The following is a 24,042-nucleotide window of genomic DNA, read 5'->3' as shown; positions in this document are numbered from 1 at the left end:
TCGCTGTCTTGCGGCGGGTCAGACCCGGGCGCCGTTGTCGCCGGGCTCCCGGCTCCCCCGGCGCCGCCCGCCACGAGCCGCCGGACGGCCGCCGGAGCGCCGGGCGACGGGCCGCGGCGGCGGGGCGCTGCTGCGCGCCTCCAGCTCGATGGCCAGCGGCGTCGCGGTGAACATCGAGGAGCAGGTGCCGACGCCGATGCCCAGGAGCAGCGCCAGCGCGAAGTCGGTCAGCGAGTCGCCGCCCAGCGCGGCGAGCGCCGCCAGGATGAAGACCGCGCCGATCCCGGTGTTGACGGTGCGCGGCACGGTCTGCAGCAGCGCGGTGTTGGCGATGCGCTCGAACGGCGTACGGCGGGCCGCCGCCCACAGCTCGCGGACCCGGTCGAAGACCACGACGGAGTCGTTGACGGAGTAGCCGATGACGGTCAGCAGGGCGGCGAGGAACACCCCGTCGACCGGTTTGCCGAGCCAGGCGAAGACCCCGACGAGGATCAGTACGTCGTGCGCCATACCGGCGACCGCGGCGACGCCGAAGGTCCACCGGAAACGGGCGGCCAGATACGCCATCTGCGCGAGGAGCGCCACCCCGAGCGCGATCAGCGCGTTGCGCCGCAGTTCGTCGCCGAGGCTGGGCCCGATCAGCTCGTCGCGCACCTTCTCCGCGCCGCCGCCCAGCTTCCCGACCACCTCGCCCACCCGGGTCTCCTCGGCGGCCGAGAGTTCCTCGGTGCGTACGGTCAGCTCGCCGTCGCCCGAGGTGTTGACCACCGCCCGCGGGAAGCCGGCGTCGCCCAGCGCCGTACGGGCCCGGTCGGCGTCCACCGGTGCGGTGGTGGAGTACTCGATCAGCCGGCCGCCGGTGAACTCCACGCCGAAGTCGAGACCGCGGACGGCGATGCCGGAGGCGGCGACGGCCAGCACGACGGCGGACAGGGCCAGCCAGCGGCGCCGGTGCCGCATCAGATCGGGGTCGCGGCGGGTGAGCCAGGTGCGTACGCGCCCCTCGTCGGCGAGTCCGGTCAGGCGCGGGCGGCGCTCCACGGACCGCCGGGAGACGGCGAATTCGGCCAGTACCCGGGTGATGACCAGGGCGCTGACCATGGAGGCGAGCACGCCGATGGAGAGCGTGACGCCGAAGCCGCGGACCGGCCCGGAGGCGAAGAAGAACAGCAGCCCGGCGGCGAGCAGGGTGGTGACGTTGGAGTCGGCGATGGCGCTGAAGGCGTTGCGGAAGCCGGCGGTCAGCGCGGTCCGCAGGCTTCTGGGCCGGCCGGTTCCGCCACGGCGGGCGCCGCCCGCCGCGTACTCCTCCCGGGCGCGTTCGAAGACCAGCACATTGGCGTCCACCGCCATACCGATGGCGAGGACGAAACCGGCCAGGCCGGGGAGGGTGAGGGTGGCGCCGAGGGCCAGCAGGGCCGCGTACGAGATGAGCGCGTAGCAGGCCAGCGCGAGGGCGGCGAGGGCGCCCAGGAGGCGGTAGACGACGGTGATGAAGACGGCGGTCAGCGCGATGCCGATGGCCGCGGCCTGGGCGCTGGAGGCGATGGCCGCGGCGCCCAGCGTCGGGCCGACCGTCCGCTGTTCGACCAGCTCGACCGGGACGGGCAGCGCACCGCCGTTCACCAGCAGCGCCAGCTCGCGCGCCTCCTCCTGGCCGAAGCCGCCGGTGATCCGGGTGGAGCCGCCGGTGATGCCGGTGCCGCAGGCGACCGAGGTGTCGACCTGCGGCGCGGAGATGATCTTCTCGTCCAGGACGATGGCTGCGCGGCGGGCATGATCACCGGACGGGGCGCAGGCCGCCTTGCCGGTCAGCTCGGCCCAGGACCGCTCCCCCGGGCCCCGCAGATCGAGACCGACGAACCAGCCGGTGCCGGACTCGGCGTCGAACTGCGCCTCGGCCCTGTCGACCTCGGCGCCGGTCAGCGCGGGCGGCCCGAGGCGGAGCGGCGTGCCGGACGCGTCCGGGAGGGTCTTGTGGGACGTGGGGTCCGCGGACTTGCCGGGGGCCTCGGGGGCCTGCTTCCCGTCGCCCTGGGGCTTCTCCCGGTCCTCGGTGTCCTGCTGTGGGGCCGGTGCGGCGCCGAGGACGGGGTGGACCGTCAGCTGGGCGGTACGGCCGAGGACCTGGGCGGCTTCTTTCGGGTCCTGGACGCCGGGGAGCTCGACGACGATCCGCCGTTCCCCGGAGCGGGCGATGTTCGGTTCGGAGACGCCGAGGGCGTCGACACGGCGGCGCAGGACCTCCAACGTGCGGTCGGTGGCGTCCCGGTCGGCCTTGGCGGTGGGGGAATCACGGGTCTCCAGGACGATCTGCGTACCGCCGCGCAGATCGAGACCGAGCCGCACGGGCTGGGTCACGGCGAGATAGACGGACAGGGCGAGAACGGCGAGCGCGAGCAGCGCCCGCACCCTTGTGGCGCGGGTCATCAATGCCTCCAACAGGCACACCGCGGCCGGGAGTCGCCGGACGCGGCGGGAAAGAACGACGGGTGGCGTCGGTTACCTGTGGCGGCGGGGCGGGGCGCGGTCCAGGCACCGCCCGGCGTACCGGAGACGGTCGGCGGTGGCCCGGAGCTGCGGCGTCGGGAGACCCGCCCGCAGCCGGGGCCCGCAGCCGTGCGACGGGAGCACACCGGGCACCGGAGGATGGACCGGATGCGGGTGGTCACCGGCCGCACGGGCGGCCAGGCGCGGGGCGGCGGCCCAGGGGTGGGCGTTCGGGTGGGCACATGGGCGGGCGTACGGACGGGTGGCCGGAGGCGGCGCGGAGGCGTGAGGCGGGCCGGCGTCGGACGCCGTGGCGGGGGCGGCGGCCGCGGCCGGGGCGGCCGCCGTGACGGTGGTGGCGGTGGCTGCGGTAGCGGCCGTGGCGGCGGGTGGGAGCAGACCGCCGAGGAGGAGGAAGGCGACGGCGAAGAGGACACGCAGCGCCTGGGCCGGGCGGAGCGCGGCGGAGCGGTGCGGGTGCGGGCGGAGCGCGGTCGCCCGGCGCGGGGCCGGCCGGCGCGGGGCAGGGGGCCGTCGGCGCATGGTCCTGGCGGCCATGGCCCTTCCCTCCCCCATCGCGTTTCCCCTGGTCTTCCCAGGTTCTCCCTGGTGCCCCCTGCGCTCCCCGCCCCGCCGGTACGCCCGCCCGCGCCGCCCCTACGGCTCGATCAGCCCGACCCGGATCGCGTAGCGGGTGAGTTCCAGCCGGTCCCGCATGCCGAGCTTGTGCAGCATGTTCGCGCGGTGGCGTTCGACCGTCTTGACGCTGATGACCAGCGTTTCCGCGATCTCCTTGGACGAGTGGCCCTCGGCGATCAGCTTGAGGACCTCCTCCTCGCGCGCGGTGAGCACCTTCTCCGGCACGTCCTCGCCGTGCCGCACCCGGTCGAGGTAGTTGCGGATCAGCGCGGTGACCGCGCCCGGGTAGAGGAAGGGTTCGCCGCGCATCGCGGAGCGGCACGCCTCGACCAGATCCCGGTCGGCGACCGACTTCAGCACATAACCGGAGGCGCCCGCCTTCAGCGCCTCGAAGAAGTACTGCTCGTTGTCGTACATCGTCAGCATCAGGATGCGCAGCCCCGGATGGAGCGCGGAGAGTTCGCGGGCCGCCTGGAGGCCGGTCATTCGGGGCATCGCCACGTCCAGAATGGCCAGGTCCGGGCTGCTGGTGCGGGCCAGGGCGAGCGCCTCGGCGCCGTCCCCGGCCTCGGCGACGACCTGGAGGTCGGGTTCGCCGTCCAGGATCAGCCGGACGCCGCGCCGGACCAGCGCGTGGTCGTCGGCGAGCAGGATCCGGGTCGGGTGGAACTTCTGCGGCCCCTCGGGAGGCGCTCCCGCCGGCTGCGGCGTGCTCGGGTGCGGCGCGCTCGCGGCGGAGCCGGCCGTGTGGGGCGCCGGCCCCTCCGGGGGGTGCGTACGCGGCGGGTTCACGGGCGTCGGGTTCATGGGCGGTGTCGTCATGCGGCATCCCGGGGAAGAGGCACGGTCAGGCGTACGCGGGCACCGCCGGCCGGGCCGGGGCCGATGTCCAGGTCCGCGTCGATGAGCAGCGCGCGCTCGCGCATCCCGCGGATACCGGCGCCCTCACTGGCACGGCCCATCCCGCTGCCGTCGTCGGTGACGTCCAGCACCACGGCGGCGGCGGTGTGCCGCAGGGTCAGGTCGATGCGCCGGGCGTCGGCGTGCCGGGCGGCGTTGGTCAGGCTCTCCTGGGCGACGCGGTAGAGCACCAGTTCCGCCGCCGGTTCCAGCGGGGGCAGGTCGGGGTCGAAACGGCGGTACACGGACAGCCCCGTGTGCGTGCCGTAGTCGGTGGTGAGCGCGGTCAGGGCGCTGACCAGGCCGAGATCGTCCAGGACGCCGGGGCGCAGCCGGCGGGCGATCCGGCGGACCTCGTCCAGGCTCTCCCGGGTGGTCTCCTGGGCGTGCTGGAGGTCCGTACGCAGCGCCTCCGGCGCCCGGTCGGCGGCCCGTTTCAGTTCGAGCAGTACCGCGGTCATGCTCTGGCCCACCTCGTCGTGGAGTTCCTGGGCGATCCGGCGGCGTTCGGCCTCCTGGGCGGAGAGCGCGCGGGCGCTGCTGGTGGCGCGTTCGGCCTCCAGCCGGTCGAGCATCTCGTTGAAGGTGCGCAGCAGCTCGGCGACGCCGCCGTGCCCGTCGACCGGCAGCCGCTGGCCGGGCCGCAGCAGATCGACGGTGGTCATGCGCTGGGTGAGCCGGTCCAGTGGGGCCAGGCCGATGCGCAGCAGCGCGGCATTGGCGACGAGCATGATGACGAGCCCGCCGACCAGGACGACGGCCTCGGTCAGGACGACCGGGACGGAGACGGTGATCGGGGCCCACAGCAGCAGCGCGGTGGCCGCGCCGAACACCACGGCGTTCAGCCCGAATATCCGCCAGAACAAAGACACAGTGCGCATTTCCTCCTCGTTGGTCACTCTCCCACCCCGGCCGCCCGCGCGGCCTGCCGGGGCCCGGCGGCACCCGTTCCCGGGCGGTGGCGCCGTTCGCCACGGGTCCAGCCTGCCGCAGCGGGGCGGCCTGGTCGATCGGGTGCGGACGCCATACCGCCGGGCGGTTACAGCCCCGGCGCCCCCCGAAATGGGTGCTGGACCCCATGGCCACTGCATCCGGTTCGGGCCATGGTGGGTGCCATGGAGCGCTGATACCTCGTCCGCCGCCCGGCCCCAGGCCGCCGCCGGCGCAACCCGCCCGAGCCCGCGGACCGGCGCTGTCTGCCACCGCGCGCCCACCCCCACGGCCCGATGTGCCCGCCCGGCCCGTCGGTTCGCCGTCGTATGCACCCTTCTCCGCACCGCGGCGCCCTTCGGGGCGCACCGAAAGGAACCCGTCCGCCATGTCGCCAGAAGTCGCCCCCGCCGCATCCCGTCCGCAGCGGCTCGCCGCGCACGAGGCTCATCAGCGCCTCGCGCATGAGCGCAATTCGCGGCTCGCGCAGCTCACCGCGATCGAGGAGAGCGCGCCGCCCGGGTCCGACGCGCTGCTCTCGGTGCAGACGAACGCGATCCGGCGGGTGCTGACCGAGATCGAGGCCGCGCTCTCCCGGCTGGCGACCGGTACCTACGGGGACTGCCAGGGGTGCGCCAAGGCGATCCCGGTGGAGCGGCTGGAAATCCTGCCGTACGCGCGCTGCTGCGTCGGCTGCCAGGAGCGCGCCGTCTGACGGACCGGCGTTTCGCTCCCCGTCGGGCCCGGCCACCGCACGGCCGGGCCCGACGGCTGTCTCCGGTTCCCCTTCCCCACCCCCGCTCCCCTCTCCCCACTCCCCTCTCCCGTGTTTCTCCGGAGGACGTGAAGTCGTGCATCACCAGCTCATCGACACCGGCATGGCCGGCCTTGCCCCCAACGAACTGGACGCGCTGCGCGAGAACCTGGAGGAGCAGCGCCGGTTCCGGATCGAACAGCTGCGGGAGTTCGGGGAGCCGTCACCCGCACGGGCCGTACGGCTCCGCGAGCAGCGGTCCGCGGGCCAGCAGGAGGTGCACCTCCGGCTGGCGGCGACCGCCCGTATGGTGCTGGCCGATGTGGAGGCGGCGCTGGAGCGGATGGACCGGGGCCGGTACGGCAACTGCCACCGCTGCGCCCGGCCGATCCCCCTCGACCGGCTGGAGATCGTGCCGCAGGCCCGCTACTGCGTGCGCTGCCATCAGGCGCGGGAGGCGGAACGGTGACCGCCCCGTGGCCGGACCTCACCGCCGGCGAGCGGCCCGGCCGGTGGCGGGCGCGGCGCTGGTCTCCCGGGATCGCGCTCGACATGGGCAGCGCCCGCACCCGTGCCTGGCTGCCCGGCCGCGGCATGGTCTGCGACGTCCCCACCGTGACGTTCCCGGGCGCCGGCGCCTATCCGGTGCGGCGCGGCAGCGTCGTCGATGTGGCGGGCTCGGCCCGGATGCTGGAGCGGCTGCTCGGCCGCTGCCTGCCGTACGTCGCCCGGCGGCCGCTGGTCGTGCTGACCACACCGGTGCTGACCGGTGATGACCAGCGGGCCGGTGCGCTGCGCGCGCTGGAGATACTCCGCCCGCACCGGGTGCTGACCATCGACAGCGTCCGGGCGGCCGCCCTGGGGGCCGGGGCCGACCCGGCCGAACCGCTGCTGGTGGCCGACATCGGGGCGCAGCTGACGGAGGTGGCGCTGCTGGCCGACGGCACGGTACGGCACGCCCGGCGCGCCGACCGGGGCACGCTCGATCTCGACGGTGCGCTCACCACCGACGCGTTCGTACGGACGGTGGTGGGGATGGTGCTGGAACTGCTGCGCGCGGACGCCGCCACGGGGGTGCGGGCCGTGGACGCGCTGGCGCGGGGGCTGCTGCTGACCGGTGGCGGCGCGATCCGGCCGGAGCTCGGCTACGAGCTGGCCCGGCTGCTGCGCGCGCCGGTGCGGCCGGTGCCCGCACCGCACACCGCGGCGGTGCGGGGCGCCGCCACCGCGCTGCTGTCGGCCGGCCGGCACCCGGCGTTCGCGGACCGGCGGGGCTGAGCGGGCGGCGCGGCGGGGCCGGTCCCGGGTGTGCTCGCCCGGCGCCCCGCCACCCGGTCTCAGTGCGCCTTCTGCGCCAGCCGCAGCAGATGGTCGGCCAGCGCCTGGCCGCCCGCCGGGTCGCGGCTGATGAGCATCAGCGTGTCATCGCCCGCGATGGTGCCGAGGATGTCGTGCAGTTCGGCCTGGTCGATGGCCGAGGCCAGGAACTGGGCGGCGCCCGGCGGGGTGCGCAGGACGACGAGATTGGCGCTGGCCTCGGCCGAGATGAGCAGTTCGCCGGAGAGCCGGCGCATCCGCTCCTCCTTGGCCGACTCCCCCAGCGGTGCCCGTGGCGTACGGTCGCCGCCCTCGCTGGGCACCGCGTAGATCAGCTCGCCCCCGGTGTTGCGGATCTTCACCGCGCCCAGCTCGTCCAGGTCCCGGGAGAGCGTCGCCTGGGTGACGGAGAGCCCGTCGTCGGCGAGCAGCTTGGCGAGCTGACTCTGTGAGCGGACCGCCTGCCGGTTGAGGATGTCCACGATCCGGCGGTGGCGGGCGGTGCGGGTCTGCGGTACGGCCTGGCCGCCGTGCAGCGTCTCGTTGTCCTGCGCCTCGGTCATCGTTGTCGTCAGTCTCCGGATCGTTGTTCCCCGTCGGCCCCTTGGCGAGCCGTGTCGAGGACGGCGGGGAACTTTTGGAGAAACGTATCCGCTTCGTCGTCCGAGACGATCAGCGGCGGGGCGAGCCGGATGACGTCCGGCGCGACCGCGTTCACCAGGAGGCCCGCGTCCTGAGCCGCCTGCTGCACCTGGGGCGCGAGGGGCTCGGTCAGAACGATACCCAGGAGGAGCCCCGCCCCGCGGACCCGGTTGACCAGCGGGTGACCGAGCGCCTCGGTCCCGGCGCGCAACCGCTCGCCGATCCGCTTGACGTGGTCGAGGAGGCCGTCCGCCGCGATGGTGTCCAGGACGGCGAGGGCGCCGGCGCAGACGACCGGGTTGCCGCTGAACGTCGAGCCGTGCGAGCCGGGGGTGAGCAACTGGGCGGCCGGGCCGAAGGCGAGCGTCGCGCCGATCGGCAGGCCGCCGCCCAGGCCCTTGGCGAGGGTGATGATGTCGGCCTCGACGCCCTGCGCCTGGGACTCCAGCCAGTTCCCGGTCCGGCCGATACCGGTCTGGATCTCGTCGAGAACGAGCAGGGTGCCGGTGGCGGCGGTGATCTCACGGGCGGCCCTGAGGTAGCCGGGCGGCGGTACGACCACACCGTTCTCGCCCTGTACGGGCTCCAGGATGACGAAGGCGGTGTCGGTGGTGACGGCCGCGCGCAGGGCGTCGGCGTCGCCGTACGGGACGTAGCTGACGTCGCCCGGCAGCGGCGCGAACGGGGCCTGCTTCGCGGGCTGGCCGGTCAGCGCGAGGGCGCCCATGGTCCGGCCGTGGAAGCCGCCGACGGCGGCGACCATGTGCGGGCGCCCGGTCAGCCGGCCGATCTTGAAGGCGGCCTCGTTGGCCTCGGCGCCGGAGTTGGAGAAGTAGACCCGGCCGGGGCGGCCGGTCAGCGCGAGGAGGCGTTCGGCCAGCGTCACGGTGGGCTCGGCGACGAAGAAGTTGGAGACGTGCCCGAGCGTGGCCACCTGCCCGGCGACGGCGCCGACCACCGCGGGATGCGCGTGGCCGAGCGCGTTGACCGCGATCCCGCCGAGGAAGTCGAGGTACTCCTTGCCGTCGGCGTCCCACACCCGGGCGCCCGCGCCGCGGACCAGCGGGATGCGAGGGGTGCCGAAGTTGTCCATCATGGCGCCCTGCCAGCGCCGGGTCAGGCCCGCGTTGTCCACCTGGCCGCTCATCGCGTCCCCTCGATCGTGTCGGCGTCCGGCACGACCATCGTGCCGATTCCCTCGTCCGTGAAGATCTCCAGCAGAATCGCGTGCTGGACCCGCCCGTCGATGACCCGGGCGGTGTGCACACCGTTGCGGACGGCGTGCAGGCAGCCCCGCATCTTGGGGACCATGCCGCTGGCCAGTTCGGGCAGCAGCTTCTCCAGTTCGGTGGCGGTCAGCCGGGAGATGACCTCGTCGCTGTGCGGCCAGTCCTCGTACAGCCCCTCGACGTCCGTGAGCACCATCAGCGTCTCGGCGCCCAGCGCGGCGGCCAGCGCGGCCGCGGCGGTGTCGGCGTTGACGTTGAAGACGCCGGTGCCGTCGCCGTCGTCGCCGCTGCGGGCGATGGACGAGATGACCGGGATCCGGCCGTCGTCCAGGAGGGCCTGGACGGCACCGGTGTCGATCTCGGTGATCTCGCCGACCCGGCCGATGTCCACCCGCTCGCCGTCGATCGCGGCGTAGTGCTTGGTCGCGGTCATCAGCTGGGCGTCCTCGCCCGTCATGCCGACGGCGAGCGGTCCGTGCTCGTTGAGCAGCCCGACCAGCTCGCGCTGCACCTGCCCGGCCAGCACCATCCGGACGACGTCCATCGCCTCGGGCGTGGTGACCCGCAGTCCCGCCCGGAACTCCGACTCCAGGCCGAGCCGGTCCAGCTGCGCGCTGATCTGCGGGCCGCCGCCGTGCACGACGACCGGATGCAGCCCGGCGTGCCGCAGGAAGACCACGTCCTGCGCGAAGGCGCGCTTGAGCTCCTCGTCGACCATGGCGTTGCCGCCGAACTTGATGACGACGGTCTTGCCGTGGTGCCGGGTCAGCCAGGGCAGCGCCTCGATGAGAGTGCGGGCCTTGGGGAGCGCGGTGTGCTTGCGCGGGGGTACCCCGGTCCGGGGGACGGCGTCGCTCATGACGAGTACGCGCTGTTCTCGTGGACGTAGTCGGCGGTGAGGTCGTTGCTCCAGATGACCGCGGACTCGGTGCCGGCGGAGAGGTCGGCGGTGATCCGCACCTCCCGGTAGCGCATGTCGACCAGCTCGCGGTCCTCGCCCACCGAGCCGTTCTTGCAGACCCAGACGTCGTTGATCGCGACGTTCAGCTGGCCGGGGTCGAAGACGGCGGAGGTGGTGCCGATGGCCGACAGGACGCGCCCCCAGTTGGGGTCCTCGCCGTGGAGGGCGCACTTGAGGAGGTTGTTGCGGGCGATGGAGCGGCCCACCTCGACGGCGTCGTCCTCGCTCGCGGCGCCGATGACCTCGATCCGGATGTCCTTGCTGGCGCCCTCGGCGTCCCCGATCAGCTGCCGGGCGAGGTCGGCGCAGACCGCGCGCACCGCCTCGGCGAACGCCGCGCCGTCCGGTACGACGCCGGAGGCGCCGGAGGCGAGCAGCAGCACGGTGTCGTTGGTCGACATGCAGCCGTCGGAGTCGACCCGGTCGAAGGTGGTCCGGGTGGCCGCGCGCAGCGCCGTGTCGAGGTCCGCGGCGGGCAGATCGGCGTCGGTGGTGAGCACGACGAGCATGGTGGCCAGACCCGGTGCGAGCATGCCCGCGCCCTTGGCCATACCGCCGACCGTCCAGCCGTCCTGGCCGGCCACGGCCGTCTTGTGCACGCTGTCGGTGGTCTTGATGGCGATGGCGGCCTTCTCACCGCCGTGTCCGGAGAGTTCGGCCGCGGCCTGCGCGATGCCCGGCAGCAGCTTGTCCATCGGAAGGCGCAGCCCGATCAGACCGGTGGACGCGACCGCCACCTCGCCCGCGTTGTGCCCCGCCAGCACCTCGGCCGCCTTCTCCGCGGTGGCGTGGGTGTCCTGGAAGCCCAGCGGGCCCGTACAGGCGTTGGCGCCACCGGAGTTGAGGACCACCGCGGAGACCCGGCCGCCCTTGAGGACCTGCTCGGACCAGACGACCGGCGCGGCCTTGACGCGGTTGGCGGTGAAGACACCGGCGGCGGCCAGTCGCGGTCCGTTGTTCACCACGAGGGCGAGGTCCGGGTTCCCGTTCTCCTTGATCCCGGCGGCGATCCCCGCCGCCGTGAATCCCTGTGCTGCCGTGACGCTCACTGCATCTCCTCCGTCGTTTCTCCGGCCGCGCCCCTGGCGGGCACGCCCGTCACCCGTTGCCGCCCCCGCGCGGGTCCGCCGCTCACGGCGCGACCCCGACCGCGCTGAGCCCCGTCCGCTCCGGGAGCCCCAGGGCGATGTTCATGCTCTGCACCGCGCCGCCCGCGGTTCCCTTGGTGAGGTTGTCGATGGCGCTGATCGCGATGATCCGGTGGGCCGCCGGGTCCAGCGTCACCTGGATCTGCGCCGCGTTGGAGCCGTGCACGGCGGCGGTCGACGGCCACTGCCCGGCGGGCAGCAGCTGGACGAACGGTTCCTCGGCGAGCGCCTTCTCGTACGCGGTCCGGACGGCCTCCGCGTCCACGCCCGGCCGCGCCTTCGCCGAACAGGTGGCGAGAATGCCGCGTGGCATGGGCGCGAGGGTCGGCGTGAAGGAGACCCCCACCCGCTCCCCCGCCACGGCGCTCAGATTCTGGATCATCTCCGGCGTGTGCCGGTGCCCGCCCCCGACGCCGTACGGGCTCATCGAGCCCATGACCTCGGAGCCCAGCAGATGCGGTTTGAGCGCCTTGCCCGCACCGGAGGTCCCGGAGGCGGCGACGATGACGGCCTCGGGTTCGGCGATCCCGGCGGCGTACGCGGGGAACAGCGCGAGTGAGACGGCGGTGGGATAGCAGCCCGGCACCGCGATCCGCCGGGCTCCGTGCAGTGCGGTACGGCCCCCGGGCAGCTCCGGCAGGCCGTACGGCCAGGTGCCCGCGTGGGCCGAACCGTAGAACGCCGTCCAGTCCGCGGCGTCCCTGAGCCGGAAGTCCGCCCCGCAGTCCACGACGAGCACATCGGGGCCGAGCTGCTCGGCGACGGCCGCGGACCGGCCGTGCGGCAGCGCGAGGAACACGACGTCGTGCCCGGCCAGCGCCTCGGCCGAGGTGGCCTCGACCACCCGCCCGGCCAGCGGCGCCAGATGCGGCTGCAACGAGCCCAGCCGCTGCCCCGCACTGGAGTGCCCGGTCACCGCGCCGATCTCCACCTCCGGATGCCCCAGCAGCAGACGCAGCACCTCACCGCCCGCATACCCACTCGCACCGGCCACTGCCGCTCGCACCGCCATGGACCCTCCTCGTCGATGGCATGACTATACGGAAGGAGGCAGGTTTATGCAATGATCCCGCTTTCCTCGCCTTGGCGTGGCCGAGATTCCCCGCCGGCGGACGAGCGCACCGGTTAGCGGATCTCGCGACCGCCGCGGCCCGTAGCGTTCCGGTCCACCACTCGGCGATCTCCGAAGACGGACCCGCACGGAAATCCCTGGACACCTCCCACCCCATGCGCCACTTCGGTGACTTGAGCATGCAACCTTTTCGCAGTGCGAGCGGTCGCACAACCGGCGCAGGTGTGCGCCTGTACGCATCCCTGCATGCGCACTCACGCACACCATGCGTCATGCACGACCTGAACACGACGAACGTCAACCTGCGCCGTTCAGACGGCACTTGGGATCTGAGAGGTCTGCCGGATGAAGATTCGCCGCGCCCTGACGGCCGCCGCAACGGCCGCCGTGATAGCGCCCGCCGCCGTACTGGCCGCACCCGCCGCCGCGTTCGCGACGGGGCCGGTGTCCGAGGCCGGTCCCCGTACGCCCGCCGCTCCCGGCTCCGCCGATGCTGCGACAACACCGGCGGACCGGCCGTCGGACTCCGCGACGAGCGGCGGCGGAACGGTCAATCCGGACGAGCCACGGCCCCCGGGCGATACCGCTGCCGGCGGCCCGGCACCCCAGGACCGCGACGGGGCCGCCCGGCCCGCCCCGGGGAAGCCGCCGAAAGCCACCGGGACCACTGAGGGGACCACCCGCGCGGGTGGTGCCACCGGCGGAGGCAAGGACGCCGGTGATTCCGATGGTGCGGGTCAGTCCTGCGCGTTCGAGTCCGACCAGTTGCGCGCGGCCGTCCAGGGGCTGCCGCGCCAGCTGGCCGCGGGCGGCGCCTGGGCCCCCTTCTCCATGACGCTCACCAACACCACCGGCAAGACCCTGGCGGAGGTCCAGCCCTTCCTGCTCGTGTCCTCCGCCGAAGATGTCGACCGGCCGTACTGGGAGCTGGAGACCGAGTACCGCGACGCCAAGACCGGGAAGTGGAAGACCTTCCACGACGCGGAGCCCGACGACCTGTTCGGCTCCTTCGCCGTCGGTCCGCGCAGCACCCTCACGCTCCAGCTGCGCACCCGCGTGGTCAAGGACGCCAAGCCCGGCGCCGGGTACGCCCTCGCCGCCGGCGACTACCGCAACCCCGACGGTTCCTGTGGTTCGGCCAAGGAAGCCTGGTACGACTTCACCATCCTCCCCGCGGGCGCGAAGCCCACGCAGCCCTCGACCGGCAAGCCGGGTGAGCCGGGCAAACCGGGCTCCACGGCCGAGCCCGGCCGGAGTGCCGCGGCCGGCGGCGGTACCGGTGGTTCCGATTCCACCGGTGGACTCAGCCCGCAGGGCGGCGCCCACCTCGCCGCGACCGGCTCCCCGTCCGCGCTCCCGGCCATCGCGCTCGCCGGCGGAGCCGCGATGGCGGTCGGCGCGGGTGCGGTCATCGGCGTGCGCCGTCGCAAGGGCGTGGCCGGTCCGGGCGCCACGGACGTCACCGCGTAAGCCCCACCACTTCTCCGAGAACCTGCTCACCCAAGGACCCGCGGCCTGAGAACTCGATGACACGGGAAGCAAAGGCTCCAAGGGTCCGAAGAACCGGGAAAGAGATCTTCATGAAACTGCGCCGCGCCCTGTCGGTCTCGGCCGCGACGGCCGCCCTGCTCCCCCTGGCGGTGGCCGCCGCGCCCGCCTCCCAGGCGGCCCCCGCCGCGGACATCCCGACGTGCTACGACCTCGACACCGCCTACGGGCAGTACCACAACAACACCTTCGTGGGCCGCTCGTTCGGCATACCCAAGTCGATCGCCCTCGGCACTCACTGGACGACCTACACCGCCACGCTCACCAACGCCTCGGCGAAGGAGCTGAAGTCGTTCGCACTCAGCGCCAAGCTGGGCAGTTATGTCTACAACGAGGGTGAGCGCGACCTGAGCCCGTACGGCGATCTGCAGTACTGGGACACCTCGCAGAGCGCCTGGAAGACGCTGCGCCAGGCCGGCGGAAACGCCGGCGGCACCATCCCCGGCCCGAAGACGCTGAAGCCCCGCGAGTCCGTCCACGTGCAGCTGCGGTTCAGGGTGAGTGAAGACCTGCCCCTGGACCAGACCTACGACGCGTTCACCGGCCTCGTCGGCACCTTCGTCGATCGCTACCGCGACATGGACTGCACGGCCAACGACGGCGCCGGCGGCAGTTTCTCCCCCCGCAAGGGCTGAAACCTGCGGGGGCTGCCGCCGTCGCGGCCCGACGGCGGCAGCCCCCTTGAGGTGGCCCGTGAGCGGTTGAGCCGGCCCGCAGGTGACGAGAGCGGACCCGCCCGGCTGCCGGAACCAGGCCGGTGCGCCCCCGCGTACCCTCTTCCCGTGCCCGCCCCCTCCCCGCATCACGTCGCCGTCCTCGTGCTCGAAGGTGCGAAGCCTCTCGATGTCGGCATTCCCGCGCAGGTGTTCACGACCCGCGCGAGCATGCCGTACGAGGTGCGGGTGTGCGGCGCGGAATCCGGCCTCGTGACCGGCGGCGACGGGCTGTCGTACCACGTCGGCCACGGCCTCCAGGCCCTTGAGTGGGCCGATATCGTCTTCGTCCCCGGCTACCGGTTCCCGGACCGCGACGACCCGCCGCTGGCCGTCGTCGACGCGCTGATCGGCGCCCACGACCGGGGCGCGCGGCTCGCCGCCATCTCGACGGGCGCCTTCGCGCTCGCCGCCACGGGCCTGCTCGACGGCAAGCGCGCCACCACGCACTGGCATTACACACGGGCACTCGCCGCGAAGCATCCGCTCATCCAGGTCGACGAGAACGTTCTGTTCGTCGACGAGGGCAGCGTGCTGACGTCGGCCGGCGCCGCCTCGGGCATCGACCTGTGCCTGCACATTCTGCGCGGCGATCTCGGGGTGGCCGCGGCGAACCACGCGGCCCGGCGCCTGGTGGCGGCCCCCTACCGCAGCGGCGGTCAGGCGCAGTACGTACCGCGCAGCGTGCCCGAGCCGCTCGGCGAGCGGTTCGCCGCCACCCGGGAGTGGGCGCTGCACCGGCTCGGCGAGGTCCTCACCCTGGAAGCGCTCGCCCGGCATGCGGCGGTCTCGCCGCGCACGCTCTCGCGGCGCTTCGTCGAGGACACGGGGTACACGCCGATGCAGTGGGTCATGCGTGCCCGCATCGACGTGGCCCGCGAACTGCTCGAACGTTCACAGCGGAGCGTCGAGCAGATCGCCGCCGACGTCGGTCTCGGCACCGGTACGAATCTGCGGCTGCACTTCCACCACATCCTCGGCACCACGCCGAGCGAGTACCGGCGCACCTTCGCCCAGGGCGAGTAGCCCGCCACCACCACGTGGCGCGATCCTTTCGGACCGTGGCGATCACGCCGCTGTCACCGGCGGACGCCGCACGCGAACCTGATGGCGAACCCGAAGGGACACCACTCATGACTCGCATCGCCATCAACGGATTCGGCCGCATCGGGCGCAATGTGCTGCGCGCGCTGCTCGAACGCGACAGCGACCTCGATGTCGTCGCCGTCAACGACCTCACGGAGCCAGCCACCCTCGCGCGGCTGCTCGCCTACGACACGACGGCGGGCCGGCTCGGCCGCCCGGTGCATGCCGACGGGGACGCCCTCGTCGTCGACGGCCGTCGCATCACCGTGCTCGCCGAGCGTGAACCGGCGCAGCTGCCCTGGGCCGAGCTCGGCGTCGACATCGTGCTGGAGGCGACCGGCCGCTTCACGTCGGCCACCGCCGCCCGCGCCCATCTCGACGCGGGCGCGAAGAGGGTTCTCATCAGCGCGCCGGCGGACGGCGCCGATGTCACGCTCGCGTTCGGCGTCAACACCGGCGCGTACGACCCGGCGGTGCACACGATCGTCTCGAACGCCTCGTGCACGACCAACGCGCTCGCGCCGCTGGCCGCGGTACTCGACGATCTCGCCGGCATCGAGCACGGCTTCATGACGACGGTGCACGCCTACACGCAGGAGCAGAACCTGCAGGACGGTCCGCACCGCGACGCGCGCCGCGCCCGCGCCGCCGCTGTCAACATCGTGCCGACCACCACGGGCGCCGCCAAGGCGATCGGCCTCGTGCTGCCGAACCTCGACGGCAAGCTGTCGGGCGATTCGATCCGCGTACCGGTTCCGGTGGGCTCGATCGTCGAACTCAACACGACCGTCGCCCGCGAGGTGACGCGCGAGGACGTGCTGGCGGCGTACCGCGCCGCGGCGCAGGGGCCGCTCGCCGGCATCCTCGAATACTCGGACGACCCGCTCGTGTCGTCCGACATCACGGGCAACCCGGCCTCGTCGATCTTCGACTCGGCCCTCACCCGCGTCGACGGCCGCCACGTCAAGGTGGTCGCCTGGTACGACAACGAGTGGGGCTTCTCGAACCGCGTGATCGATACGCTCGGACTCCTCGCCACCAGCTGACCGGAAACCGGGGCGGCCCTCCTGCGGGGGCCGTGCCGCCCAGCGCCTCCTGTGAAGCGCACTGGTTGGCCGGACACGGTGAATGCGCGGGCGACGTCCGCGGCGGGGTGGCGCTTCATGCGGACCTCACCCCTTGACGGCCGCTGCGATCTGCACGGCGGCCTGGGCGGGCGTGAGGTGCGTGGTATCGACGACCTCGGCCTCGGCGTGCAGCCACGTGCGGGCCGCCTCGGCGTAGGGATCGAGGTATTGGAGACGGAACGGGGAGTTGGGGCCGAGAACAGTGTCGCCCGCGATGCGCCCGCGGAGGGTGTCCTGGTCGGCGTGGAGGACGAAGTGCCGTACCGGGATGGCATGGTGGGCGAGGCCCGCGCTGATCTCGCGCCAGTACTCCTCGACAAGGACGGTCATGGGCATCACCAGCGTGCCACCGGTGTAGTCGAGTACCCGGCGGGCGGTCTCGACGACGAGCGGCCGCCACGGCGGCCAGTGCTGGAAGTTGTCCGTGGCGGGCAGCCCCGGGGTGATGTCCATGAGGGTCTCGCCGACCTTCTCGGCGTCGAACACCCGTGAATCCGGGATCAGCCGCTGCACGAGTGCACCGGTCGTCGTCTTGCCCGCGCCGTGGGTGCCGTTGAGCCATACGATCATGGGCCCCACGCTAGCGCTGTGCGGGCCGCGGGAACGGGCGCAGCGGAAATCCGGTACGGATGCGGATCTCGGCCCGTGAGGGATCGGTGCTGTGCGGGTTGCCGTCTGCCATCAGGACGTCAGTCACATCACTGGCGTCAGTGGGGTCCACCACCGGATGCCGGTGGCGCCGCCCGGAGGACTGTCGGCAGAGGTCGGGGCCTGCCGGGTCGGCCCGGCGCGGCAGATAGTCGCTTTCCGGTGAGCGCGTGGTGTCCGACACTGGCGTGATGGATCAGCTTGAGCAGACCGTTGGACTCGTCCGTGACGTCTTGGCGCCGGAGCTTCTCGGCACCTACCTCCACGGTTCCGCCGTGCTCGGGGGCCTCGCTCCGGCCAGCGACCTGGACATCCTGGCCGTCACCCGGCGGAGCCTGGACGACCGGGAGCGGCGGGCGCTCCTTCGGGGCCTGCTGGAGATCTCCGGCCTCACCGCCGCGGTCCGGCCGGTCGAACTCACCGTCGTCGTGCAGTCCGAGGTCCGCCCCTGGCGGACCCCGCCGACCGGGGATTTCCTCTACGGCGAGTGGCTGCGCGACGAACTCCGGGCGAGTGGCCCCCCGCGGCCCGGCGCGATGCCGGATCTTGCTCTGGTGCTCACGATGGTCCTGGCAGGCGACCACCCCCTCACCGGACCGCCTCCCGCCGAGCTCCTCGACCCCGTGCCGCACGCCGACCTCGTCCGGGCGAGCGTCGCGGGCATCCCGGAACTCCTCGACGAGCTGACCGACGACACCCGCAACGTCCTGCTGACTCTCGCCCGCGTCTGGACCACCCTCGCCACCGGCGAGATCAGACCCAAGGACGCCGCCGCGGACTGGGCCCTCGCGCGCCTCTCCCCGGAACACCGTCCCGTCTTGGAACACGCCAGGTACCTGTACCTCAACTGCCACTACGCGGACGAGACCTGGAGCGATGAGCTGAAGGCCCGGGTGCGTCCGCACGTGGACGAAGTGCTCACCCATATCGGCAAGCTGCACGGGCAGGCGTGAACCACCTGCTCGGACGCCTGCCTCGGCCACTCACTCCGGCCTGTCTCGTCCTCGTACGAGGCGCGCCGTTCAGAGGGAAGCGCCCGGCGGCCGACCGGTGACCTGCCTTACGGGCCTGCCGCGTACGGTCCTGCCGTGCCGCGGCCCGGTCGCCCGTGCCCGGTCAGGAACGCGACTGGTCGTCACGCTCCGCGTTCTTCTCCTTGATGCGTACCGTCTCTTTCCGGACCTCGGCCTGGGTGGCGCGTTCCTTCTGCAGCCACTCGGGGAGGTCCTTCTTGAGCGCCTCGATCTGCTCCGTGGTGAGGGCTTCGGTGATCCCGCCGCGCGCGAGGCCCGAGATGGAGACACCCAGCTTCGCCGCGACCACCGGGCGGGGGTGCGGACCGTTGCGCCGCAGCTCACGCAGCCACTCGGGGGGATCGGCCTGCAATGCGTTCAGCTCGCCGCGCGAGACGACGCCTTCCTGGAACTCGGCGGGGGTGGCCTCAAGGTACACACCCAGTTTCTTCGCCGCGGTCGCGGGCTTCATTGTCTGGGTGTTCTGGTGCGACGTCATGGTGCCAAGGGTACCGAGCGTGTCCGACACCTTCGAACACGACCGGTAGCCTGGCACGGTGACAGGCTCAGAAGCACCCCCGTCGTTCCGGCTCGCCTACGTCCCGGGCGTGACCCCGACCAAATGGGTGCGTATCTGGAACGAGCGGTTGCCCGGCATCCCGCTGATCCTCATCCCGGTGACCGCCGCCGAAGCGCCCGGCGTGCTGGGCGACCGCGGCGCCGACGCGGGTTTCGTACGGCTGCCGACCGGCCGGACGGACCTCAGCGCGATCCCCCTCTACGCCGAGACGACGGTGGTCGTGGTCCCCAAGGACCACCTCGTGGCGGCGGTCGACGAGGTGTCCGCCGAGGACCTGGCCGACGAGATCGTGCTGCATCCCCTCGACGACACCCTCGACTGGGAGCGCCCGCCGGGGCGGCCCGCGAACGAGCGCCCCGCCACGACGGCGGACGCCATCGAACTGGTGGCGGCGGGCGTGGGGCTCCTTGTCGTCCCGCAGTCGCTCGCCCGCCTGCACCACCGCAAGGACCTCACCTACCGGCCGGTCACGGACGCCCCTCAGTCACGTGTCGCACTGTCGTGGCCGGAGGAGGAGACCACCGACATGGTGGAGGACTTCATCGGGATCGTCCGGGGGCGGACGGTCAACAGTTCACGGGGGCGCGCCGCCGCCCCGGCGCAGGAGACGCAGCGCAAGCGCCCCGACACCCGCGGTGGGCAGCGCAAGCCCACGGCCGGGCGGAAGCCCGCGGCCGGCAAGAACCCACGGGGCGGTTCCGGCAGCCCCAAGGGCGGCAAGCGCGGCAAGCCCCGCCGCCGGTCCTGACCCCGGCGTCGCGCACGGTGCGGGGAGCCCCGTGATCGGCGGTGGTGTGCTCGTTCTCCGGGTGCGAGCCCTCTGTGGCGGCCCGTGTCCCGGGCCGGGGCCCCGGAGTCGCGCCCGTACCACCACCGAAAAGGCGCGATGAGCGTCGGCGGGCCACCCCGCGGGCGAAGGCGACGGCCGGTCACCGCTCCCCGTCGCCGCTGCGGCGCCCCGCTCCCCCGCGGCGGTCAGTATCCGGCCGGACGCACCAGTCCCGTCTCGTAGGCGAAGACCGCGGCCTGGGTGCGGTCGCGCAGACCCAGTTTGACCAGGATCCGGCTCACATGGGTCTTGACGGTCTGTTCCGCCACCACCAGACGTTCGGCGATCTCCGCGTTCGACAGGCCCTGCGCGATCAGCGACAGAACCTCGGTCTCGCGTTCCGTCAGATCGCCGACGCGGTCCTTGAGGGGGGTGCGCGGGGCGCCGGTCATCCGGGAGAACTCGGCGATCAGGCGCTTGGTGATGTTCGGGGCGAGCAGGGCGTCGCCGGCCGCCACCACCCGTACCGCCTGGGCGAGTTCGGCGGCCGACGCGTCCTTCAGCAGGAATCCGGACGCGCCCGCGCGCAGCGCCTCGTACACGTACTCGTCGAGGTCGAAGGTGGTCAGCACGAGCACCTTGACGGTGGCGCCGGCCGGTCCGGTGATCCGGCGGGTCGCCTCGATGCCGCCGAGGGCGGGCATCCGGATGTCCATCAGGACGACGTCCGGGGCGAGTTCGGCGACCTTGGCGACGGCGTCTAGACCGTCCACGGCCTGGCCGACGACCTCGATGCCGGGTTCGGCGTTCAGCAGCACCGTGAAGCCCTGGCGGACCATCATCTGGTCGTCGGCGATCAGCACGCGGATGGTCGTCATGGACGGGCCTCAACAGGGTCGGCGGGCGGCTTCGGGGCGGTGGCGGGAAGGATCGCGGTCACTTCCCAGCCGCCGTCGGGGGTGCGGCCGGTGGCCAGTTCGCCGCCGAGCATGGCGGTGCGTTCGCGCATGCCCAGCAGCCCGTGGCCGGTGTCCGACGGGAGCGGTACGGGCTCCCGCGGCGCGGTGTTGGCGATCCGCAGGGTGAGACCGTCCGGCCGGTATCCGATCGCCACCCGCACCGCCGCCCCTGGCGCGTGCCGCAGCACGTTGCTGAGCGCCTCCTGGACGATGCGGAACGCCGACAGTTCGACGCCCGGCGAGAGCGGGCGCGGCGCGCCGGTGGTCTCCGTGGTGACCGTGAGCCCGGCGCCGCGCACCTTGGCGACCACCTCGTCCAGCCGGTCGAGGGTGGGCTGCGGAGCGTGCCGTACCCCCTCCGCCCCGGCGTCCTCCGAGCGCAGTACGCCCAGGACCCGCCGCAGTTCGGTCAGCGCCTCGACGGCGCTCTCGCGGATGCCCGCGAGGTTCTCCGTCAGCTCCGCGGTCGGGGCGTCGACCAGGTGCGGGGCGACCTGCGCCTGGATGGAGATCACCGACATGTGGTGGGCGACCACGTCGTGCAGTTCGCGGGCGATCCGGTTGCGCTCCTCCAGCAGCGTGCGTCGGGACCGCTCCTCGGCGGTGAGCTCCTCCTGCCGGACCAGCCGGGTACGGGCCACCCGGCGGCCGCGCAGCGCGGTGCCGACCACCACGGCGGTCGCGAAGATCACGGCGCCCCGCGTCAGGACCTGGTTGTGGTTCTGGGACGCCAGGGAGGTGTTGAGCAGCCCCGCGAGGACGGTGAGCCCCAGCGCCTCGACCGCGACCCGGGGGCGGACCCGCAGCGCGAGGAGGAGCAGCACGAGGGTGTGCAGGGCGATTCCCGCGACGCTCCAGGGCCACAGCGTGTCGCGGTCGGCTCCGGTCTCCGCGGCCGCCGCGGTCGCGGACAGCCCGATCGTCGACAGCCACCAGGCCGGCACCGGGCGGGACAGCGCGAGCAGCGCGGCCGCCGGCTGGAGCACGGCGATCAGCGTCCAGAGCGCCGACGCCTCCCCGAGTACCTGCCGGGACTGGTTCGCGTTGAGCAGGCCCATGATCGCCACGAAGAGCATCACATGGACATGCGGCAGCCAGCCCAGCAGGCCCACGCTCGGCAGCGGGTCGCGCGCCACCGTCCACAGGTCGCCGCGCACGGCGCGCGGCGCCTTCCGCAGCCCTTCGCGTACGGTGCGCGGCGCCTTCCTCAGGAACGCCGTCAGGCGCTCCCGGTCCCCCTTGGCCACAAGATCCACGGCGCCCACCCTAGGCACGGTGCGTCACCGTCCTCCGGCCGGGTCGGTGCTCACATACGACCCGGGTGCCGCCGCGCCGTTCCCGCCGTCCCTGCTCGTACGTGCGGAACGCGGCCCAGCACACCAGCAGCGCCGCCGCGAACACGGGCAGCCAGGCGAGGCGGGCGAGGATCCAGGCGGGGCTGTCGGGCACGGTGTGCAGACCGGGCAGCGGCCCGCCCGCCAGCAATCCCGTCGCGGTGACCGCCATCATCGCGCTCTGATGCCACAGGAAAATGGTCATCGCGGAGAGATTCACCAGCGCCACCGCCGCCCACGCCCCGGGCCGGGCCAGGAGGCGCCGCAGCGGACCCAGCAGCAGGAGGGCGGCGCCGCACTGGGCGAGACCGAAGGTGACGGCGGCCAGGGTCGGCGGGTTGAGGTTGGAGACGGCGGCGCCGGGCACCCCGACCATGGCGGCCGGATAGCCCGCGCAGAGCACCAGTGCGGCGGTCGCGGCCGCTCCCCCGGCCAGCAGCACCACCGCGGTGCCGCGGCCGCGCAGCGCGCCGCGGGCCCAGGCCGTGCCCAGGCAGTACGGGACCAGCCAGCCCGCCGCCACATTGATCCAGCCCAGCCATCCGGGCCCGCCCAGGGCGAAGCGGACCAGGTCGACGTGGAGCACCACGGCGAGCGGCCACAGCGGGTGCAGCCGGGCCACCAGCGGGGTCGCCGCCGTCAGACCGGCGAAGACCAGCAGGAACCACAGCGGGGACAGCACCAGCTTGAGCAGGGTGTGCAGGGTCTCCAGGCCGGTGCCGGCGGCGAGCATCGCGCCCGCCGCCACGGTCCACACCACCAGGACGGCGGCCACCGGCCGGCACAGGCGCGCCATCCGGGCGCCGAACCACTGCCCGTAGGTGGTGCCCCGGGTGCGGGCCGCGGCGTAGCTGTCGGCGGCCACCTTGCCGCCGACCAGGAAGAAGACCGCCAGGGTCTGCAACAGCCAGGAGACGGGCGTGAGTTGGGCCAGGTGCTGGAGCGGGCTGGCGGTGTGCAGGGTGCCGCTGTCGGCGACCAGGGCGGTCACCAGCCAGTGGCCGAGCACCACGCCCCCGATGGCCAGGGCGCGCAGGGCGTCGACGGCGCGGTCGCGGTCGGGTGGCGTGGCGGTGTCGATGCGCCGGACGAGGCCGCGCAGGCGGCTTGACGTGATCATCGGGGCTCCTTGGCAGGGGTACGGCCCAGGACGATCCGGGCGAGGTTCTCCAGGGACGGGGAGTGGGGCGTGAGGTAGTCGCTGTGGCCACCGGTGCCCGCGGCGAAGCGGCGGGCACCGAACTCCGGTGAGAGCGGGTCGGGGCCCAGGCCGAGGGTGGTGAAGGGCAGCGGCAGCCGGGTGTGGGGCACGTGGGCGACCCAGTCGCCGGCGGCGCGGCCGGCCCAGACGGTGGCCGGGGTGCGCAGGGCGGCGGCGCTCTCGGCGCCGGTGCCGGGGCTGCCGTACAGGACGATGTCGGCGACCCGCAGCCCGGCCGCGGCCTGACCGCAGACCACGGAACCGTAGGAGTGGCACAGGAGCGCGACCCGGGCGGCGGGCCGCAGCACCCCCAGTTGCCCGACGAACGCACGGAGTTGGGGGGCGGCTTCCCGCGCGCGGTCGGGGGTGAGGACCACGGGGCTGACGGTGTCCGGCGTCCGGTATCCGAGCCAGGCGACGACGGCGGAGCCGGCCCCCAGCTCCCGCTGGAGCGCCGTCGCGCCGGAGCGGAAACGGGCGTAGCGGTCGAGGCTGGTGTCCGAGCCGGGGACCAGTACGGCGATCCGCCCGGCCCGGGACAGGTCGCCGAAGACCTCGGCGGTGCGGCCGCCGTCCCGGCCGTCGAAGGACAGGAAGTGCCGGTGCGGGTCCGCCATGGCGCGCAGCGCGGCGGCCCGCCCCCGGTCACCGTGCGCGGCCGCCGCCCGCCCGGCCGCCCGGATACCGTCCCGCACCGCGGCGTACCGCCCGGTGAGGGCCGCGGGCGTCGCCGCCCCCAGCGGGGCGAGGGCGGCCGGTTCCGGCGCCGGCACCGCTCCGGGACCCGCCGCGCCCGACACCGGCACCGCCACCGAGGCGACGACGAGCGCCGCGAGCACGGCACGCCACCCACGCCCCCGGCGCGAACGACCGCCGGGTGAACGGCCGTCGGTGGAACGGCCGCCGGGCGGGCCGTCGCCGCGCAGCGGACTTCTGCGCAGGCGGCTGCTGCGCGGTCGGGACACCATCGCGGAGGTCCTTC

The 24,042-nt window shown here is 73.6% G+C and carries 24 protein-coding genes; 9 read left to right on the top strand and 15 right to left on the bottom strand.

The features are described 5' to 3' along the window. Nucleotides 1–18 precede the first annotated feature (18 nt). The 4 genes from secD to IH09_RS01890 all read right to left on the bottom strand — a co-directional run bounded on the left by secD (nt 19) and on the right by IH09_RS01890 (nt 4,901). Nucleotides 19–2,430, bottom strand: a complete 2,412-nt coding sequence (gene secD / locus IH09_RS01905) for a protein translocase subunit SecD (protein ID WP_052853485.1) — start codon at nt 2,428–2,430, stop codon at nt 19–21. Between the two features lie 72 nt (nt 2,431–2,502). Further along, nucleotides 2,503–3,048, bottom strand: a complete 546-nt coding sequence (locus IH09_RS38760; RefSeq protein ID WP_052853484.1) for a hypothetical protein — start codon at nt 3,046–3,048, stop codon at nt 2,503–2,505. Nucleotides 3,049–3,147: 99 nt separating this feature from the next. After that, nucleotides 3,148–3,936 (bottom strand): response regulator, encoded by a 789-nt coding sequence (locus IH09_RS01895; protein ID WP_110952015.1) that lies wholly within the window; start codon nt 3,934–3,936, stop codon nt 3,148–3,150. 11 nt (nt 3,937–3,947) lie between these two features. Next, nucleotides 3,948–4,901: a HAMP domain-containing sensor histidine kinase gene (locus IH09_RS01890; RefSeq protein ID WP_052853778.1), complete on the bottom strand. Its 954-nt coding sequence runs from the start codon at nt 4,899–4,901 to the stop codon at nt 3,948–3,950. A gap of 446 nt (nt 4,902–5,347) precedes the next feature. On the opposite strand from IH09_RS01890, the gene IH09_RS01885 reads away from it, so the two are divergent. The 3 genes from IH09_RS01885 to IH09_RS01875 all read left to right on the top strand — a co-directional run bounded on the left by IH09_RS01885 (nt 5,348) and on the right by IH09_RS01875 (nt 6,991). Continuing rightward, nucleotides 5,348–5,674: a TraR/DksA family transcriptional regulator gene (locus IH09_RS01885; protein ID WP_052853483.1), complete on the top strand. Its 327-nt coding sequence runs from the start codon at nt 5,348–5,350 to the stop codon at nt 5,672–5,674. 136 nt (nt 5,675–5,810) lie between these two features. Continuing rightward, entirely contained in the window at nt 5,811–6,182 is a 372-nt protein-coding gene (locus IH09_RS01880) for a TraR/DksA family transcriptional regulator (RefSeq protein ID WP_242641022.1), read from the top strand. Then, complete coding sequence (locus IH09_RS01875; protein WP_052853482.1) at nt 6,179–6,991, top strand: rod shape-determining protein; 813 nt, start codon at nt 6,179–6,181, stop codon at nt 6,989–6,991. The genes IH09_RS01880 and IH09_RS01875 overlap by 4 nt, the downstream gene beginning before the upstream one ends. Nucleotides 6,992–7,050: 59 nt before the next feature. On the opposite strand, the gene IH09_RS01870 is transcribed toward IH09_RS01875, so the two are convergent. The 5 genes from IH09_RS01870 to argC all read right to left on the bottom strand — a co-directional run bounded on the left by IH09_RS01870 (nt 7,051) and on the right by argC (nt 12,022). Next, entirely contained in the window at nt 7,051–7,593 is a 543-nt protein-coding gene (locus tag IH09_RS01870) for an arginine repressor (RefSeq protein WP_052853481.1), read from the bottom strand. Nucleotides 7,594–7,601: 8 nt separating this feature from the next. Then, a complete protein-coding gene (locus tag IH09_RS01865) occupies nt 7,602–8,819 on the bottom strand; it encodes an acetylornithine transaminase (RefSeq protein WP_052853480.1) in 1,218 nt (405 codons plus the stop codon). Further along, a complete protein-coding gene (argB, locus tag IH09_RS01860; RefSeq protein ID WP_052853479.1) occupies nt 8,816–9,760 on the bottom strand; it encodes an acetylglutamate kinase in 945 nt (314 codons plus the stop codon). Before argB ends, IH09_RS01865 begins: the two co-directional genes overlap by 4 nt. After that, nucleotides 9,757–10,911 carry a bifunctional glutamate N-acetyltransferase/amino-acid acetyltransferase ArgJ gene (gene argJ, locus IH09_RS01855; protein ID WP_052853478.1) on the bottom strand — a complete coding sequence of 385 codons (1,155 nt, stop codon included), beginning with the start codon at nt 10,909–10,911 and terminating at the stop codon, nt 9,757–9,759. The genes argB and argJ overlap by 4 nt, the downstream gene beginning before the upstream one ends. An 82-nt stretch (nt 10,912–10,993) precedes the next feature. Then, nucleotides 10,994–12,022, bottom strand: a complete 1,029-nt coding sequence (gene argC, locus IH09_RS01850) for an N-acetyl-gamma-glutamyl-phosphate reductase (protein ID WP_052853477.1) — start codon at nt 12,020–12,022, stop codon at nt 10,994–10,996. Between the two features lie 405 nt (nt 12,023–12,427). On the opposite strand from argC, the gene IH09_RS01845 reads away from it, so the two are divergent. The 4 genes from IH09_RS01845 to gap all read left to right on the top strand — a co-directional run bounded on the left by IH09_RS01845 (nt 12,428) and on the right by gap (nt 16,475). Beyond that, nucleotides 12,428–13,552 (top strand): hypothetical protein, encoded by a 1,125-nt coding sequence (locus IH09_RS01845; RefSeq protein WP_052853476.1) that lies wholly within the window; start codon nt 12,428–12,430, stop codon nt 13,550–13,552. A gap of 110 nt (nt 13,553–13,662) precedes the next feature. Continuing rightward, entirely contained in the window at nt 13,663–14,265 is a 603-nt protein-coding gene (locus IH09_RS01840) for a hypothetical protein (RefSeq protein ID WP_052853475.1), read from the top strand. A gap of 147 nt (nt 14,266–14,412) precedes the next feature. Further along, entirely contained in the window at nt 14,413–15,369 is a 957-nt protein-coding gene (locus tag IH09_RS01835; protein WP_052853474.1) for a GlxA family transcriptional regulator, read from the top strand. A 107-nt stretch (nt 15,370–15,476) separates the two neighbouring features. Beyond that, nucleotides 15,477–16,475 carry a type I glyceraldehyde-3-phosphate dehydrogenase gene (gene gap / locus IH09_RS01830; RefSeq protein ID WP_052853473.1) on the top strand — a complete coding sequence of 333 codons (999 nt, stop codon included), beginning with the start codon at nt 15,477–15,479 and terminating at the stop codon, nt 16,473–16,475. A 126-nt stretch (nt 16,476–16,601) separates the two neighbouring features. Here the strand turns inward: gap and IH09_RS01825 are convergent, their stop codons facing one another. Further along, nucleotides 16,602–17,126, bottom strand: coding sequence for a P-loop NTPase family protein (locus IH09_RS01825; protein ID WP_052853472.1), 525 nt, complete (start codon nt 17,124–17,126; stop codon nt 16,602–16,604). 269 nt (nt 17,127–17,395) lie between these two features. Here IH09_RS01825 and IH09_RS01820 point away from each other — a divergent pair, with 269 nt between their 5' ends. After that, on the top strand, nt 17,396–18,157 hold the full coding sequence (locus IH09_RS01820) for an aminoglycoside adenylyltransferase family protein (protein WP_190233183.1): 762 nt from the start codon (nt 17,396–17,398) through the stop codon (nt 18,155–18,157). A 163-nt stretch (nt 18,158–18,320) separates the two neighbouring features. On the opposite strand, the gene IH09_RS01815 is transcribed toward IH09_RS01820, so the two are convergent. Then, complete coding sequence (locus tag IH09_RS01815) at nt 18,321–18,716, bottom strand: DUF5997 family protein (RefSeq protein WP_052853471.1); 396 nt, start codon at nt 18,714–18,716, stop codon at nt 18,321–18,323. A gap of 58 nt (nt 18,717–18,774) precedes the next feature. On the opposite strand from IH09_RS01815, the gene IH09_RS01810 reads away from it, so the two are divergent. After that, a complete protein-coding gene (locus IH09_RS01810) occupies nt 18,775–19,545 on the top strand; it encodes a LysR family transcriptional regulator substrate-binding protein (protein ID WP_110952014.1) in 771 nt (256 codons plus the stop codon). Nucleotides 19,546–19,772: 227 nt separating this feature from the next. Here the strand turns inward: IH09_RS01810 and IH09_RS01805 are convergent, their stop codons facing one another. From IH09_RS01805 to IH09_RS01790, 4 genes are read right to left on the bottom strand one after another with little or no spacing between them, the layout of a single operon-like run. Further along, nucleotides 19,773–20,444 carry a response regulator gene (locus IH09_RS01805; RefSeq protein WP_052853470.1) on the bottom strand — a complete coding sequence of 224 codons (672 nt, stop codon included), beginning with the start codon at nt 20,442–20,444 and terminating at the stop codon, nt 19,773–19,775. Further along, the gene (locus tag IH09_RS01800) at nt 20,441–21,781 is read right to left on the bottom strand and encodes a sensor histidine kinase (RefSeq protein ID WP_242640964.1); all 1,341 of its coding nucleotides are present in this window, start codon (nt 21,779–21,781) and stop codon (nt 20,441–20,443) included. Before IH09_RS01800 ends, IH09_RS01805 begins: the two co-directional genes overlap by 4 nt. Nucleotides 21,782–21,791: 10 nt before the next feature. Further along, nucleotides 21,792–22,979 (bottom strand): acyltransferase family protein, encoded by a 1,188-nt coding sequence (locus IH09_RS01795; protein ID WP_240150930.1) that lies wholly within the window; start codon nt 22,977–22,979, stop codon nt 21,792–21,794. Continuing rightward, on the bottom strand, nt 22,976–23,899 hold the full coding sequence (locus IH09_RS01790; protein WP_052853469.1) for an alpha/beta hydrolase: 924 nt from the start codon (nt 23,897–23,899) through the stop codon (nt 22,976–22,978). The genes IH09_RS01795 and IH09_RS01790 overlap by 4 nt, the downstream gene beginning before the upstream one ends. Between the last annotated feature and the right edge of the window lie 143 nt (nt 23,900–24,042).

The organism is Streptomyces celluloflavus, from assembly GCA_000720995.1.
In the GTDB taxonomy this organism is placed as follows: domain Bacteria; phylum Actinomycetota; class Actinomycetes; order Streptomycetales; family Streptomycetaceae; genus Streptomyces; species Streptomyces celluloflavus.
This window is presented reverse-complemented; position numbering and strand designations above follow the sequence as displayed.

Coding starts and splice junctions, on each gene's coding strand:
- secD (WP_052853485.1), bottom strand. CDS start 2,430: ATGACCCGCGCCACAAGGGTGCGGGCGCTGCTCGCGCTCGCCGTTCTC.
- IH09_RS38760 (WP_052853484.1), bottom strand. CDS start 3,048: ATGGCCGCCAGGACCATGCGCCGACGGCCCCCTGCCCCGCGCCGGCCG.
- IH09_RS01895 (WP_110952015.1), bottom strand. CDS start 3,936: ATGAACCCGACGCCCGTGAACCCGCCGCGTACGCACCCCCCGGAGGGG.
- IH09_RS01885 (WP_052853483.1), top strand. CDS start 5,348: ATGTCGCCAGAAGTCGCCCCCGCCGCATCCCGTCCGCAGCGGCTCGCC.
- IH09_RS01870 (WP_052853481.1), bottom strand. CDS start 7,593: ATGACCGAGGCGCAGGACAACGAGACGCTGCACGGCGGCCAGGCCGTA.
- IH09_RS01865 (WP_052853480.1), bottom strand. CDS start 8,819: ATGAGCGGCCAGGTGGACAACGCGGGCCTGACCCGGCGCTGGCAGGGC.
- argB (WP_052853479.1), bottom strand. CDS start 9,760: ATGAGCGACGCCGTCCCCCGGACCGGGGTACCCCCGCGCAAGCACACC.
- argC (WP_052853477.1), bottom strand. CDS start 12,022: ATGGCGGTGCGAGCGGCAGTGGCCGGTGCGAGTGGGTATGCGGGCGGT.
- IH09_RS01845 (WP_052853476.1), top strand. CDS start 12,428: ATGAAGATTCGCCGCGCCCTGACGGCCGCCGCAACGGCCGCCGTGATA.
- IH09_RS01840 (WP_052853475.1), top strand. CDS start 13,663: ATGAAACTGCGCCGCGCCCTGTCGGTCTCGGCCGCGACGGCCGCCCTG.
- gap (WP_052853473.1), top strand. CDS start 15,477: ATGACTCGCATCGCCATCAACGGATTCGGCCGCATCGGGCGCAATGTG.
- IH09_RS01825 (WP_052853472.1), bottom strand. CDS start 17,126: ATGATCGTATGGCTCAACGGCACCCACGGCGCGGGCAAGACGACGACC.
- IH09_RS01820 (WP_190233183.1), top strand. CDS start 17,396: ATGGATCAGCTTGAGCAGACCGTTGGACTCGTCCGTGACGTCTTGGCG.
- IH09_RS01815 (WP_052853471.1), bottom strand. CDS start 18,716: ATGACGTCGCACCAGAACACCCAGACAATGAAGCCCGCGACCGCGGCG.
- IH09_RS01805 (WP_052853470.1), bottom strand. CDS start 20,444: ATGACGACCATCCGCGTGCTGATCGCCGACGACCAGATGATGGTCCGC.
- IH09_RS01795 (WP_240150930.1), bottom strand. CDS start 22,979: ATGATCACGTCAAGCCGCCTGCGCGGCCTCGTCCGGCGCATCGACACC.